Source organism: Nocardia sp. NPDC005998 (genome assembly GCF_040614395.1).
Classification (GTDB): domain Bacteria; phylum Actinomycetota; class Actinomycetes; order Mycobacteriales; family Mycobacteriaceae; genus Nocardia.
Genome location: NZ_JBEXUI010000059.1, coordinates 1 through 13688, shown reverse-complemented (window position 1 = coordinate 13688; position 13688 = coordinate 1). Strand labels below are relative to the sequence as shown.

The 13688-nt window shown below is 66.2% G+C and carries 14 protein-coding genes and 1 tRNA gene; 7 read left to right on the top strand and 8 right to left on the bottom strand.

Translation table 11 applies throughout. The features are described 5' to 3' along the window. The first annotated feature begins 80 nt into the window (after positions 1-80). Complete coding sequence (locus ABZ293_RS39560; protein ID WP_355189425.1) at positions 81-722, top strand: TetR/AcrR family transcriptional regulator; 642 nt, start codon at positions 81-83, stop codon at positions 720-722. Here ABZ293_RS39560 and ABZ293_RS39555 read toward each other — a convergent pair. Beyond that, a complete protein-coding gene (locus tag ABZ293_RS39555) occupies positions 715-2130 on the bottom strand; it encodes a hypothetical protein (RefSeq protein WP_355189423.1) in 1416 nt (471 codons plus the stop codon). The genes ABZ293_RS39560 and ABZ293_RS39555 overlap by 8 nt on opposite strands. Before the next feature lie 201 nt (positions 2131-2331). On the opposite strand from ABZ293_RS39555, the gene ABZ293_RS39550 reads away from it, so the two are divergent. Beyond that, positions 2332-2964, top strand: a complete 633-nt coding sequence (locus ABZ293_RS39550; protein WP_355189421.1) for a class I SAM-dependent methyltransferase — start codon at positions 2332-2334, stop codon at positions 2962-2964. A gap of 16 nt (positions 2965-2980) precedes the next feature. On the opposite strand, the gene ABZ293_RS39545 is transcribed toward ABZ293_RS39550, so the two are convergent. After that, the gene (locus ABZ293_RS39545; protein ID WP_355189419.1) at positions 2981-3748 is read right to left on the bottom strand and encodes an SDR family NAD(P)-dependent oxidoreductase; all 768 of its coding nucleotides are present in this window, start codon (positions 3746-3748) and stop codon (positions 2981-2983) included. Between the two features lie 80 nt (positions 3749-3828). Beyond that, the gene (locus tag ABZ293_RS39540) at positions 3829-4197 is read right to left on the bottom strand and encodes a MerR family transcriptional regulator (RefSeq protein WP_355189417.1); all 369 of its coding nucleotides are present in this window, start codon (positions 4195-4197) and stop codon (positions 3829-3831) included. A gap of 56 nt (positions 4198-4253) precedes the next feature. Between ABZ293_RS39540 and ABZ293_RS39535 the strand changes: the two genes are divergently transcribed. After that, on the top strand, positions 4254-5117 hold the full coding sequence (locus ABZ293_RS39535) for a polysaccharide deacetylase family protein (RefSeq protein WP_355189415.1): 864 nt from the start codon (positions 4254-4256) through the stop codon (positions 5115-5117). Positions 5118-5323: 206 nt separating this feature from the next. Here the strand turns inward: ABZ293_RS39535 and ABZ293_RS39530 are convergent, their stop codons facing one another. The 3 genes from ABZ293_RS39530 to ABZ293_RS39520 all read right to left on the bottom strand — a co-directional run bounded on the left by ABZ293_RS39530 (position 5324) and on the right by ABZ293_RS39520 (position 8792). Next, positions 5324-6229 (bottom strand): EamA family transporter, encoded by a 906-nt coding sequence (locus tag ABZ293_RS39530; protein ID WP_355189413.1) that lies wholly within the window; start codon positions 6227-6229, stop codon positions 5324-5326. Between the two features lie 264 nt (positions 6230-6493). Then, the gene (locus ABZ293_RS39525) at positions 6494-7801 is read right to left on the bottom strand and encodes an ABC transporter permease (RefSeq protein ID WP_355189411.1); all 1308 of its coding nucleotides are present in this window, start codon (positions 7799-7801) and stop codon (positions 6494-6496) included. Between the two features lie 79 nt (positions 7802-7880). Continuing rightward, the gene (locus ABZ293_RS39520; protein WP_355189409.1) at positions 7881-8792 is read right to left on the bottom strand and encodes an RNA polymerase sigma-70 factor; all 912 of its coding nucleotides are present in this window, start codon (positions 8790-8792) and stop codon (positions 7881-7883) included. 162 nt (positions 8793-8954) lie between these two features. Here ABZ293_RS39520 and ABZ293_RS39515 point away from each other — a divergent pair, with 162 nt between their 5' ends. Beyond that, positions 8955-9440 (top strand): carboxymuconolactone decarboxylase family protein, encoded by a 486-nt coding sequence (locus ABZ293_RS39515; protein ID WP_355189407.1) that lies wholly within the window; start codon positions 8955-8957, stop codon positions 9438-9440. A 58-nt stretch (positions 9441-9498) separates the two neighbouring features. Here ABZ293_RS39515 and ABZ293_RS39510 read toward each other — a convergent pair whose 3' ends face one another. Continuing rightward, positions 9499-9972, bottom strand: coding sequence for a DUF3592 domain-containing protein (locus ABZ293_RS39510; RefSeq protein WP_355189405.1), 474 nt, complete (start codon positions 9970-9972; stop codon positions 9499-9501). Between the two features lie 382 nt (positions 9973-10354). After that, positions 10355-10437, bottom strand: a tRNA-Leu gene (locus ABZ293_RS39505). A 224-nt stretch (positions 10438-10661) separates the two neighbouring features. Here ABZ293_RS39505 and ABZ293_RS39500 point away from each other — a divergent pair. From ABZ293_RS39500 to ABZ293_RS39490, 3 genes are all read left to right on the top strand, one after another. Continuing rightward, on the top strand, positions 10662-12080 hold the full coding sequence (locus tag ABZ293_RS39500; RefSeq protein WP_355189403.1) for a DUF3662 and FHA domain-containing protein: 1419 nt from the start codon (positions 10662-10664) through the stop codon (positions 12078-12080). A 202-nt stretch (positions 12081-12282) separates the two neighbouring features. Beyond that, a complete protein-coding gene (locus tag ABZ293_RS39495; RefSeq protein ID WP_355189401.1) occupies positions 12283-12750 on the top strand; it encodes an FHA domain-containing protein in 468 nt (155 codons plus the stop codon). After that, a partial coding sequence (locus ABZ293_RS39490) for a PP2C family serine/threonine-protein phosphatase (protein WP_355189399.1) occupies positions 12747-13688 on the top strand: 942 nt, incomplete at its 3' end. The genes ABZ293_RS39495 and ABZ293_RS39490, both read left to right, overlap by 4 nt.

The window sequence follows — 13688 nt, the reverse complement described above, 5'->3', positions numbered from 1 at the left end:
CCGATCGTGCATGTTGTCATGCGTAAACTTTATGGGTGTTAACTTGCCATGAGATGTGTGCGGGTGTCAACATCGATGCGATGACAGATTCGGAAGCAGCCACGAAGCGCGCCGCACGCACCGGCCCGTACCACCACGGGGACCTGCGCAATGCCCTGGTGCACGCCGCCGCCGAGCTCGCGGAAACCGGCGGGCCCGAGGCGGTGACCGTGCGCGCCGCCGCCCGCCACGTCGGCGTCACGCCAACCGCGGCCTATCGGCACTTCACCAATCACGAAGAACTGCTCGATGCGGCGCAGGAACAGGCCCAGCGGACGCTGTTCGGCGCAATGGCCGAGACGATCGCCGGTCTCGGGCCGCAAGCGCATCCGATCACCCGACTGGGAGCCGTCGGCCGGGGCTACATCACCTTCGCACTGCGCGAGCCGGGCCTGTTCCGCACCGCCTTCTGCGGCGACCAGCAGACACCGTCTCCGGCCTTCGAACTGCTCGCCGGAGTCCTCGACGAACTCGTCGCCGTCGGATTCCTCGATCCCGCCGACCGGCCGGACGCCGAATACGCCGCCTGGTCATCGGTGCACGGCATGGCCTCGCTCATTATCGATGGCGTACTCGACGACCTCGACGACGCGGGCAAGGACCAGGCGATACGGCGCACCCTCGCGGTCATCGAGCGGGGTCTGGCCACCGGGCCGAAGGCCGGTGACCCGCGCGTCAGCTGATGCGCAGGATTCCGGTGACCGTGCCCTGCAGAATCTTGCGGTCGTGGGTGATCACCGGTGAGGTCTGCAGCGGGTCGTCGACAATGGTTCCGGCCAGCGGCCGATTCGACAGCACCGCGCCGGTATCCGGATTCACGACGGTGAACACGTAGCCGTCGAGCGGGGTGGTGCTGTCGAGACCGACGCGCGTCACGGTGTAGAGCAAGCCGTCGGCGGTGGACAGATGCGGGACGGCCGCGCTGCGAACGGTGTTGTCCCACACCGTGGTGCAGCCGGTGTCGTCGACATCGACCCTGGTCATACCCCCGACGAATGGTGCGGAGGCCGGAACGGCCGGGCCCGCGCCCTCGGGGACGGTCGGGTACGGATAGCCGTAGGTGCTGGCGACGAAGATGGACCGCCCGATACCAACCGGCGAATTCTCGCTACCCGCGCCGCCACGGGTGAGCACCGGTTGCGAGCACACCAATTGCCCACTGCCGGAACGGAAGACCAAGGCGTGGACCTGTCCGTCGGCATTGTCGACGATGGTCAGATATTCGGCGCCCGAGTTCGGCCCGAAATAGGTCGGTGTGGAGCCGGTGCCCCAGCTGAGCTGTCCCGGTTTGCGTGCCGACCCGCGATCGTAGGCGGCCCGCCACAGTATCTCCGGCCGTCCGGCCGCATCCGCGTGCAGTTCGTAGAGCGCATGCGTGGTGGCGACCGCGACCCGGCCACTCGGTGCCGATGAAATGCTGTTGGCCACCGACTCACCCGCGGGCAGTGCGATGGTGGCCGCCGCACCCGCGGACGTCACCAGCCCGACGACACTCTTGCCGGTGGCGAACCAGACATTGCCGGACCAGTCCGGCACCAATCCGGTCACGTTGTCGCCCTCCGGAATCACCGAGCCGAGATCGGTGGACGAGTCGATCGACAACTGCCACTTGCCCGCCGCGTCGCGCGCGTGGCCGACCCGGAGCAGGGTGCGGTTGCCGTCCACAATGACCAGGCGGTCGGCATTGTCGAGGTAGGCGTAGACGCCGCCGAGCAGACTGCCCTTGGTGATCTCCAGCGAGGCAAGCGACGTGCCGACCGGACCGCCGAAGGACGGATCGAGCAGATGGATGGTCGGGGTCTGGCCGATGACGGGTGTACACAGCGCGACAACCAGGTTGTCCGAACCCTGCAGCAGGGTCGGGCATGCCGACGCCAACGGGTATGCGGCCACCGAAATCCCGCCCGTACCGGGCCCGGCCAGGGGCGTCGCATCCGAGGATCCGGCGTCACCGTGCATGGTCGCGGTCCCGAGCGGGCCGAGATACGGATTGGGCGGCGCCAGCGGACCCCAGGATCCCGCCGCATCGGCCGTGCCGGTCGGGGCGAGTGCCAGAACCGCGGCGGCGAGCAGTGCCAGCGGCGCGCGCATCGGGCCAGTCTGCTCCCCCGCCTCCCCGCGCCTCTTGCTGATCCTCGAGAACCGTACCCCTGCCGTCGCGGCCCGGCGGTTGTGCGTAAGTCGAGTTCTGGACGTACCCGAGGAGTTACCCATGTTCATACGAAATCAGCGGTCCCTTCGGCCTGTCTTGTCATATCCGATTCGCCGATGCCGGTCGATACGATGACCGCCATGAGTATTCGGGACCGTGTCCTGTCCACGATCGCGGGTCAGCTCGGCAACCCACACGGGACCCTCGGCAAGGGCTTCGCCTTCATCCTCAATCGCGGTAACCATCGCGCCATCGCGGGTGCGGTGGCGGCGGCCGGAATCGCCTCCGGTGCGACGGTCGCCGATATCGGATTCGGCGGCGGCGCGGGGCTTTCCATGCTGCTCGAGCGCGTCGGCGCCAATGGCACGGTGCACGGTTTCGAGATCTCCCCGGACATGCTGGCCCGGGCGCGGGCCGAGTTCGCCAGCGAAATAGATTCGGGCCGAATGCGACTCGCGGAGGGTCCGATGACCGCACTGCCGCTGCCCGACAATGCACTCGATGCCGCCATCACCGTGAACACCATCTACTTCGTGCCGGACCTGGATGCCGCCTGTCGGGAACTCGTGCGCGTCATCGGTCCCGGCGGCAGCCTGGTCGTCGGCATCGGCGATCCGGACGCGATGGCGAAAATGCCGTTCACCGCATACGGTTTCACGCTGCGGCCGGTGGCCGAGGTGATCGCCGCACTGGAACGCGCTGGCTGCATCGTCGACCATCAGCGGCTGGCCGCGCCTATTCCGCATCACCTGCTCGTCGCCCGACCCGCCTGACCACCGCTCGTCCCGACTACATCAGGGCGCCGCCGTCGATGCGGATCTCGGTGCCGGTCATGTACCGGCCGTCATCGGAGGCGACCATCGCGACCACGCCCGCGATGTCTTCCGGATTGCCCAGGGCGCCGCCGTTGAGCCAGCCGGTCAACCGGGAGAACAACGTCGGATCGAAGCCCTCCGGCTGATCGAGAATCGATTTGGTGGTGATCCCACTGGTGATGCCCGCTGGCACGATATTCACCGCGCGCAGGCCCTGCTTGGCGTATTCCAGCGCGATGGCGTGGGTGAAGGCGTTGACCCCGCCCTTCGAGGCCGCATAGGCCGCGAGATAGGGCGCGGCGCTCAGGGCCGCGGTCGAGGACAGGTTCACCACGACGCCGTGTCCGGACTCCAATAGCGCGGGCAGCGCACTCTGGGTCATCAGGAAGGTGCCGGTGAGGTTGACCGTGATCACCTGGTTCCACACCTCGAGCGGCATATCCTCGGTGCGCGCCGGGCGCAGGATGCCCGCCGCATTGACCAGCACATCCAGGCCACCGAGGAATTCGGCCGCCGCGCCCGTCGCGGCGCGCACCGATTCGATATCGGCGATATTCACCTCGACGGTCCGCAGCCGATCGGCCGCGTCACCTGCCTTCGCCGCGGTGGTCTCCAGCCCGGCCGCATCGATGTCGGCGGCGACCAATGCCGCCCCCTCGTCGAGTAGCCGCAGGGCAATGCCCTGCCCGATGCCCGATCCCGCTCCGGTGACCAATACCCGGCGACCCTCATATCTGCGCATGCCAAAAGTTAGAACAGGTTCTCATTGAGAGTCAACAGGTTCGCCGGGTCCTTGGAACAGTGACGCCGCTCGAGCCGCGATCAGGACGTGGCGTTTTCCCTGACGGCCTCGAGGTACTCGGCGATGGCATCGCGGTTGCGGGACAGGCAGCGGATACGGTCGCTCATGCGGTCACGTTCGCGTTCCAGGGTGGCCAGCATTTCCGGGGTCGCGTCCGGGAAAAAGATGGTGCGGGGTTTGTCCAGGCAGGGCAGGATTTGTTTGATGATGCGGGTCGGCAGGCCGGCGTCGAGCAGGCCGCGGATCTGCAGGATCCGGTCGACGAAGCGGTCGTCATAGGTGCGATAGCCGTTGGCGCAGCGGTCGGCGACGATCAGCCCCTGTTCCTCGTAGTAGCGCAGCAGCCGCCGCGAGGTGCCGGTGCGCTCCGACAGCTCTCCGATTCGCATGGGTTCCACCTCGCATTTGACCTTCACATGTATGTGAGGGTTTCAGCATAGGCGGCATGGACAACACACTCTTCGACTACAGCCCGATCGTCGACCGCACGCCCATACACTGGCCGGGCGCTGCCCGCGTCGCGTTCTACGTGGGGCTCAATATCGAGCATTACCAGGTCGACCGGCCCTCGACCAGCATTTTCCCCGGCACCGCGGCCCTCGCTCCGGATCCGCTGAACTATGGCTGGCGTGACTACGGTCCCCGGGTGGGCGTCTGGCGGGTGATGCAGACACTGGACAAGTACGGTATCCGCGCCAGCGCCCTGCTCAACTCCGATGTCGCCCAGCACAATCCGCAGATCATCGCGGCCGGGCGGGACCGGGACTGGACCTGGTTGGCGCACGGTAAGAACAACTCGATCTTCCAGGCCGATATGTCGATCGATGACGAGCGTGCCTACCTGACCGATATCGTCGAAACCATCGAACGCGCGACCGGCCGCCGCCCCCGCGGCTGGATGGGTCCCGCACTCACCGAAACCTTCAACACCGCGGCACTGCTCGCCGAACTCGGCCTCGAATACGTCCTGGACTGGACCAATGACGACCAGCCGTATCGGCTCAATGTTCCCGGCGTGCTGAGTGTTCCGTACTCGGTCGAACTCAATGACAACAGCCTCTTCCTCGGAACCGGTTTGCGCGGTGCGGATTTCGTCCAGATCGTCAAGGACCAACTGGACCGGCTCTACGAGGACTCCGCCGACAGCGGCCGCGTCATGGCCTTGGCCCTGCATCCCTTCGTCATCGGCCAGGCCTTCCGCATCAAATATCTGGACCAGGCACTGGACTATGTGGCGAACCATCCGGGCGTATGGCTCACCACCAGTGATGAGATCGCCCAGCACTACGCGACGAGCTCGACGTCCTGATCCATCGCCGGATTCGGATGTAACCCAGCACCGAATGACGTCCGACTCAGGCGTCCCGGCGCGCCGAACACGGTGCCCCGGGTCCCCATAGCGAGATCCGGGGCCGTTGACGCCGTGAATTCCGTTGTCGCCCATGACGGCGTGCCCGAGTCGGTCTCCCCGCCCTCGTCGATCGAGCAGCCAGGGCCGCAGACCTTCGCGAAGCTCTACACCTTCGCGCCGGTTCGCGGCTGAACACTGGTGTGCACCAGCGCCGCGGTCAGGAACGCCGCGCCTGCCAACCCGGTCGGCGTCAATCGTTCACCGAGTATCGCCACGGCCAATACCGTGCCGGCAAGCGGCTCGAGCAGGGCCAATACCGCGGCCGTGCCCGCACCGGCCCGGGACAGCCCGCGGAAGTACAGGGTGTACGCCAATGCGGTGGGTAACCCGAGCGCAGCGACCAGAGCGATGCTGTGCGCAGTCGGAACGAATGCGAACCCGGATATCGCCGCGGCCGGTGTCAGCAGCACCGCACCGCCGGTAATGCCGAAACCCGTTGTGGTCATTACGTCGAGTCCGGGCACCGGGCGGGCACTGATCACCGTGATCGTCGCGAAGGCACAGGCGGATACCAATGCCATTGCCGCACCGGCGAATATCCCGCCCGCATCTGCGCGGTCCGGCGGCGCGCCGACCAGCAGGATCAACCCGAACAGCGCGATCGCGATAGTCGCGGCGCGGCGACGATCCAGGACGCGCCTACCGGTCAGCTGTTCCAACAGCGCGACGACCACGGGTGACATCCCGATGGTGATCAGGGTCGCCAGACTCACCGACGATGCCGCGACGGCACCGAAAAAGCTCGCCTGGACAGTCGCGGAAAGCACCGCGATCACACCGATCCTGCGCCAAGCCACGACGTCTCGCGGCCAAGGCCGTCGGGTCACGATGAGTACCGCGACCAGCAACAGCCCGCCGACGGTGAGCCGACAGGTGGCGATGGAGACCGGCGAAAGGCCGGTGGCGCGTTGCAGGAGGCTGCCGAGCAGCCCGCCGGTGCCCGCTAGGAGTCCGGCGCCGACAAGGCAGGCGAGCCCGGACCGGCTGGCGGTAGAGACAGATGTGGACATGAAGGATTCGCGCTCCTGCGACAGAAGAGGATTGAGGTCGCGGAAGCGAGGTGCACAACCAATGCCCGAGCGGCGCACGCACTTACGAGGTGGTGCGCGGTCCTACACCCCGCTCAAACGGCGGGCGGCGGGGTGATCGGTACGTATCGGTGCATAGGCCCGATATTAAGGACCGCCGAATGCGGTGTCATCCGGTTTTCCCGGCGGCGTCGTGCGTGACAACCGGTGAACCGCGACCTCCCGGTCAGGAACTGCGGAAGCGGATCATCGGGCGGCAGTGGGTGCGCGGTGTAGTTCCTTGCGGTCGTAGTAGCGGGTGATGATCGCGCCCAGCGACAGTCCGATGGCCAGTCCGAGCAGGGTCATCCAGCTCGCGCGGCTGAGTCCGGCGGCGCCGTCGGCATTGAAGTACAGGATGGCGCGGATGCCGAGGTACACCTGGTGCATCGGTTCGAAGTCGGCAAGCCGGGCAACGGAATTCGGCAGCGCTTCGATCGGGATGGTGCCCCCGGAGGACGGCAGGCCGAGCACGATGAACAGGATGAGGTTGATCAGCATGCCAGCGGTGCCGAGCGCGGACACGATCGATAGTGCGGTCACGCCGACGGCAATGATCGCGAAGGTGCTGTACAGGAACAGCACCAGCGGCCGGTCGATGGGCATCCCCAGCCAATGCGCAACGCCCATGAAGATCGCCGCGACCACCGGTGCGGTGCCGGTGATGATGGCCCACTTCAGCAGGAGTGTGCGCAGCCGGGAGATCGGTGTCGGTGGATAGTGCACGTACCAGGGGCCGAATTCGGTGGGCGCGAAGCCGAGCGAGGAATCGACCATGCCATTGATCACCATGGCGCCGGTGAACCCGGCCAGCAGCACCATCATGGTGTAGAAGAAGGCGGTGAGCCCGCCGCCGGTGCCCGCGGGCAGCGGATGGAACGGCGTGACGACCACGTCTATGGGCTTGGCCAGCATCAACCGGCTCAGGCCGACCAACTCGGGTGCCTGCCCACCCCCGGAGGATTGCAGTTGGGTCCGCACGGTCTCGGTGAGCCGTTCCCCGACCGTCTGATTGGCTCGGGCCAGTGCGCCGCCCGCGACGGTCTGCACGACCTGCGGTGAGAACGACCCGGTCCGTGGATTGGTGTACACGGTGATGATCGGCTGGCTGACGTCTCCGGGGACCACGCTGGCGGTCGCGAAGATCCCCAGCCGCTTGGTGAAATCGCTCGGAATGACGATCGCCCCGTACACATTCCCGGAACTCAACTCGTGCTGCGCCTCATTGATTCCGAGTGCCCGCAGGTCGATCTTGTCGCTGGGAATCTGCTGGACGAGTGCATCGCTGATCTGCTTGCCCACATTGGTCGGCTGCCCGCCGAGCACATCCCCGGTGTCCTGATCCACCAGCGCGATCGGGAAGCCGTGCAGATGCTTCGACGGATCGACCACATAGGCCAGGTACATGGTGGCCAGCAGGGCCATGAGCAGCGAAACCACCACTGCTGGCACGAGCCACACCCGCGCCTGCGAACGCCGACCGGTCGCGTGATCGCCCTCTTCCGGGTTCGCCATGACAGCACCGTAATTCCTGGGTCATGACCGATGGGGGTGATTGCTCGAATGTGTCGGACTGCCTCGGGGGTGTCCGGGCTCAGCGGCGCAGCGTGGTCTCGTGCCACATATGCGACAGCTTCTGAGGGTTGCGCACGGCGTAGAGCCCGGTGATGACGCCGTCGTCGATCCGAACGGCGATTACGGTGTCGATCTCGCCGTCCATTCGGACGATCAGCGCCGGGTAGCCATTGACCTGTGCCCGCTGCAGCGACGCGACGGCGGCGATCCGGCCGAGCACATCGACCACGCTATCGGCCCCCGTGACCGGCGACAGCGCGGCCTGTTCGACTCCGCCACCATCACCCAAGAGAACGACATCCGGCGCGAGGATGTCGAACAGGGTTTGCAGATCGCCGGTTTCGATCGCCAGTTGGAATGCTGCGAGGGCGTTTCGGGTTTGCGCCGGGGATATGGGTCCGCGTGGTCGGCGGGCCGCAACGTGGGTGCGCGCGCGGTGGGCGATCTGGCGGACCGCGGCGGGGGTTTTGTCGACGGCTTCGGCAATGTCGTCATAGGCGATGTCGAAGACTTCGCGGAGTACGAATACCGCTCGTTCGGTCGGGGTGAGTGTTTCGAGTACGAGCAGCATTGCCATGGAGACGCTGTCGGCCAGTTCGATGTCTTCAGCGACGTCGGGCGTGGTGAGCAGCGGTTCGGGCAACCACGGGCCGATGTAGGACTCTCTGCGGCGGCCGAGTGTGCGCAGCCGGATGAGTGCTTGGCGGGTGGTGATCCGGACCAGGTAGGCGCGTTGGGCTTGCACCGTGGTGAGGTCGACGTTCGCCCAGCGCAGCCAGGTCTCCTGGAGGACGTCCTCGGCGTCGGCCGCGGAGCCGAGTAGCTCGTAGGCGACGGTGAAGAGCAGGTTGCGGTGCCTGAGGAAGGCCGCCGTGGCGGGGTCCGGGCGGTCGTCGCGATATTCGGACGCGGTCTGCGACGCATCGGCCATGGGGTCCTCTTCACTCTCGACTGTGTCCCCACCAGACACCGGGCACCGTCGTTCCGTGACACCGAGAAGTTGTGCCGCACGTCACATTTCCGCCGCGTCACAGGGATCGGGTCGTCGGCATCCTGTGTGCGTTCAGTCATCCCGAAGCAGGAGGCCACCATCGTGGAACCCCGTATCAATCTGTCCGCAAACGAGATCGGCGCCGAGTTCTTCAAGCGGTTCGGAAACGCCAGCCTGGTAATCCTCGAGTCGACGCTGCCCAAGGTCACCCAGGATCTGATGATGCTGCGCGTCAGCCAGATCAATGGCTGCGGTTGGTGCACCGACGTGCACAGCAAGGACCTCGCACACGTCGGGGAATCCACGGTGCGCATCAACCTGGTCGCGGCTTGGCGCGAGTCCACCGTGTTCACCGAGGCCGAGCGGGCGGCGCTTGCGCTGGCCGAGGAGGGCACCCGCCTCGCCGACGCCCATCACGGTGTGTCCGACGAGACCTGGACCGCAGTGCGCAAGCACTACGACGACGACCAGATCGCCGCGCTGGTCGCGCTGGTCGCCCAGATCAATGCGGCCAACCGGCTCGGCGTAATCGTGCGCCAGCAGGGCGGCTCCTACCAGCCCGGCATGTTCGCCAACAGCTCGAACTGATCGTCGGGCAAATCCCGGCCCGGCGAGAATCCTTCGATCCGGGCCGGGACCGCGCATGTCATACCGGTTCTTTGTCCGGGCTCAGCTGATCGAGCCATTCCCGCAGTTTCGCCTTTCGTCGCCCGTTGACGTACCCGACGGTGCAAGCGGCGGCGACCAGTATGCCGAATCCGCCCGCGAACAGCGGCCCGCCGTAGGTCGAGTGCAGATCCGCCACCTCCGCCTCGGCGGGATCCTTCGGGTTATAGGCGACGGGCACCCGCTCACCGGTCGAGTAGCTGTGCAACACGCTGTATGCCGAGGTTCTGGTCGTGTACCGCGTTCCGTCGACGACAAACTCGACCCCCCGGCCATCGCCCGAGCTCGCGAGCAGCACGGTTCCGTCGGTACGCGCGGTGCCCTCGAGTGCTCGCCCACTCGACACACCCCACAGCACAGCCGCCAACACGAGCGCCATCCCGACCACCCCGGCAATGAGCGCACCCCGCGTCGCGTGACACGTCATGGGGGTGGTGGTTCCAACATCCGTCATGTTCTCGAGTCCGATCGTCGTCGTTCCCCTAGACGGTTATCGACTTCAACCCGCCCGGCGTAGCACGGGGCAGCGAATCTGCCGCCCGTGGTCCGCGCCGTATTTATCGGGCGGCTGGTAACGGGTGGTGATCGGGACCGAACGGTCGCAGCTGTAGACGGGGAAGCGGCTGTAGGTCAGCGGAGCTGAGTCAGCTCGTCGACATAGATTCAAAACCACTGACACAGAAGGGAAACCACTTGTTCAAGGCGACAGGAAAGCGATCCCTAAGGGACACGCGATCAACACCTACACACGCCCACAGACGTCAACAAATCCTGTCGACGAAAAAAGCCGCAGGCCAGAGGAAAAACCCTCTGACCTGCGGCCCCTACCATCTCTGTGGGCGAAGGGGGACTTGAACCCCCACGTCCCGAAGGACACTGGCACCTGAAGCCAGCGCGTCTGCCATTCCGCCACTCGCCCGAGCGACTGGGAGACAGTATCACGGGGGTCGGCGAGACACGAAATCGCCTGCTGGCGCCCCTGCGGCGTGGACTGGGCGGTGGCGGGAACCCGCCAGGCTTTCCAGGAGTTACAGGTGTGGACGATCGTGGATATCATGCAATGAACGTGGTCGATACGCGACACGCCATATACGCGTGTCGTTGTTATGAATCAGTAGAGACGCTCACCGAAGGGAGGCCGAGATGGGCATCGTTTCTCGATTCGAGCGTCGCCTTCAAGGCGCCGTCGGTGACGTGTTCGCCAGAGCTTTCGGCGGCAGTGTCGTACCCCAGGAGGTGGAGGCGGCGCTCAAGCAGGAAGCCACCGACAATATCCAGGATCTGGGTGGCGGACATCTGTTGGCGCCCAACAGCTATGTGATCACCATCAACACCTCTGATCACCAACAACTCGACGCCGACCACGACCTCACTACCCGCGCATTCGCCAAACACCTACAGGACTACATCCGCGAACAAGGCTGGCAGACCTACGGCGAAGTACACGTGGCATTCGAGGCATCACCTACGCTGCACACCGGACAGTTCAGGACGAGCGGTCGGGTCGATCCCGACATCGGCCGCAGAGCCACCCCGGCTCGCAGCCCCGAACCCCCGCCACAACAACCTGCAAACCCGCAACCAGGAGCTGGCCCCATGACGCAGAACTCAGGCTACGACCCAAGCCGTGAGCACGCGGAGTCCGATCCACGCAACCGCGGGTACGCACCGCCGCCCACGGGGCGGCCCGGACCGCCGAACGGTGCGTACCGCGATGACTACGGCCGGGGCGGCGCGCCCTATGGCGGTGGCTCCGACTACCAGGCACCGGACTCGCAGCAGGGTTACGGCGACTACCAGAACGGCTACGACTACCAGCAGGGCGGCCAGGGCTACGGTCAGCAGGGCTACCAGGAGCCGGGCTACGGCGGCGGCCAGCAGGGCTATGGCGAGCGCGGCGGCTACGGCCAGCAGCAGGGTGGCTACGCCGACCAGGACTACGGTCAGCAGGGCTACCAGGAGCCGGGCTACGGCCAGCAGGGCTACGGCGAACAAGGCTACGGCCAGCAGGGCTACGGACAGTCCGGCTACGGCGAGCAGGGCTACGCCGACCAGGGCGGTTACGGTCAGCAGCCGGGCTACGGTCAGCAGGGCTACGCGCAGTCCGGCTACGGCGAGCAGGGCTACGCGGAACCGGGTTACAGCGAGCCGGGCTACGGCGCGCCGGACGAGCAGGGCGGCTACGGCCAGGCCTACTCGCAACAGCCCGGCTACGGCGCGCAGGGCGGCGGCTATGCGGCCCCCGCGTATGGCGGTGGCGCACAGGCCGGTTCGGGCTACTCCGCGACGCTACAGCTCGACGACGGCAGCGGCCGCACCTACCAGCTCCGCGAGGGCAGCAACATCATCGGCCGCGGTCAGGACGCGCACTTCCGGCTGCCGGATACCGGAGTTTCGCGCCGTCACATCGAGGTTCGCTGGGACGGGCAGACCGCGATGCTCTCGGACCTCGGTTCGACCAACGGCACCCTCGTCAACGGCTCACCCGTCCAGGATTGGCAGCTTGCCGATGGTGACGTTATCCGCGCCGGGCATTCCGAGATCCTGATCCGTATCGTCTGATCCCGTAAGCTCGCGATGCAGGTCACGACATGGCGTACAGGGATTCTGCGGCCGTATCGTGATCGAACTCGACCCACGGCCCTATGATGCTGCCAACACACGCGCGTCGCCAGGACCGGGGCTCGCGAAACCAGCAAGCCGGTGGGGGCGAACTCGCACCTACGGGCACCGACGTACACGGTCGAACAGGAGGTGGAGCGCCGTGCAGGGACTGATCCTGCAACTGACCCGTGCGGGGTTCCTGCTGCTGTTGTGGTTATTCGTGTGGGCGGTGTTGCGCACCCTGCGCAGCGACATCTACGCGGCATCCGGCATCCGGATCCAGCCCAGGGCCGCTCGCGGTTCCACGGTGCTGCCGTCTTTCAGCCGAGGCCAGAAGGGCGCCAAATTTCTTGTGGTGACTCAAGGTTCACTCGCCGGCACTCGCATAACGCTCGGCACCCAACCGGTGCTGATCGGACGTGCGGACGACTCAACGCTGGTACTCACCGATGATTACGCATCTACCAGACATGCGCGGCTCTCACCTCGCGGTGACGACTGGTACGTCGAAGACCTCGGCTCGACGAACGGCACCTACCTCGACCGTGCGAAAGTCACCACCGCAGTCCGAGTTCCACTCGGTACCCCCGTCCGTGTCGGCAAAACAGTGATCGAGCTGCGATCGTGACACTTGTTCTCCGCTACGCAGCGCGTAGCGACCGCGGTCTTGTCCGAGGCAACAACGAGGACTCCGTCTATGCGGGCGCACGGCTGCTCGCACTAGCCGACGGTATGGGCGGCCACGCCGCCGGCGAGGTGGCATCGCAGCTGATGATCGCCGCCCTGGCCCATCTCGATGACGATGAGCCCGGTGACGATCTGCTCGGCAAGCTCAATACCGCCACCCACGCGGGCAATGCCGCCATTGCCGATCACGTCGAGGAAGAGCCCGAACTCGACGGCATGGGCACCACGCTCACCGCAATCCTGTTCGCGGGCAAGAAACTCGGCCTGGTCCACATCGGTGACTCCCGCGCCTATCTGCTGCGCGGCGGCGAGCTGGCCCAGATCACCCGTGACGACACCTTCGTCCAATCGCTGGTCGACGAGGGTCGGATCACCCCCGAGCAGGCGCATACCCATCCGCAGCGTTCGCTGATCATGCGCGCACTCACCGGTAACGAGATCGAGCCGACGCTGATCATGCGCGAGGCCCGTGCGGGCGATCGCTATCTGCTGTGCTCCGACGGGCTCTCCGATGTGGTCAGCGATGAGACCATCGCCAACACCATGCGCGAGGGCGGCACCGACGAATGCGCCGACCGGCTCATCGAACTTGCGTTGCGCAGCGGCGGCCCGGACAACGTCACCGTGGTCGTCGCCGATGTCATCGATCTGGACTACGGGCAGAGCCACCCGATCGTCGCGGGTGCGGCCTCCGGTCAGGACGAGGACACCCCGCCGCCGAATACCGCCGCCGGTCGCGCCGCGGCGATGCGTCCACCGCGGGCGGAGCCGCGCCGCGCCGCCACCACGCCCGAGACGCCGCCGCCGAGTAAATCCCACCGGCTGCGCTGGATTCTGCTGGCGGTCGCCAGCCACCTGCCTGGCCCGGTGCACGAAGAA

Excerpts from the sequence above, each read along its gene's own strand:
- ABZ293_RS39560 (WP_355189425.1), top strand. The coding sequence starts at position 81 with ATGACAGATTCGGAAGCAGCCACGAAGCGCGCCGCACGCACCGGCCCG.
- ABZ293_RS39555 (WP_355189423.1), bottom strand. The coding sequence starts at position 2,130 with ATGCGCGCGCCGCTGGCACTGCTCGCCGCCGCGGTTCTGGCACTCGCC.
- ABZ293_RS39550 (WP_355189421.1), top strand. The coding sequence starts at position 2,332 with ATGAGTATTCGGGACCGTGTCCTGTCCACGATCGCGGGTCAGCTCGGC.
- ABZ293_RS39545 (WP_355189419.1), bottom strand. The coding sequence starts at position 3,748 with ATGCGCAGATATGAGGGTCGCCGGGTATTGGTCACCGGAGCGGGATCG.
- ABZ293_RS39540 (WP_355189417.1), bottom strand. The coding sequence starts at position 4,197 with ATGCGAATCGGAGAGCTGTCGGAGCGCACCGGCACCTCGCGGCGGCTG.
- ABZ293_RS39535 (WP_355189415.1), top strand. The coding sequence starts at position 4,254 with ATGGACAACACACTCTTCGACTACAGCCCGATCGTCGACCGCACGCCC.
- ABZ293_RS39530 (WP_355189413.1), bottom strand. The coding sequence starts at position 6,229 with ATGTCCACATCTGTCTCTACCGCCAGCCGGTCCGGGCTCGCCTGCCTT.
- ABZ293_RS39525 (WP_355189411.1), bottom strand. The coding sequence starts at position 7,801 with ATGGCGAACCCGGAAGAGGGCGATCACGCGACCGGTCGGCGTTCGCAG.
- ABZ293_RS39520 (WP_355189409.1), bottom strand. The coding sequence starts at position 8,792 with ATGGCCGATGCGTCGCAGACCGCGTCCGAATATCGCGACGACCGCCCG.
- ABZ293_RS39510 (WP_355189405.1), bottom strand. The coding sequence starts at position 9,972 with ATGACGGATGTTGGAACCACCACCCCCATGACGTGTCACGCGACGCGG.
- ABZ293_RS39500 (WP_355189403.1), top strand. The coding sequence starts at position 10,662 with ATGGGCATCGTTTCTCGATTCGAGCGTCGCCTTCAAGGCGCCGTCGGT.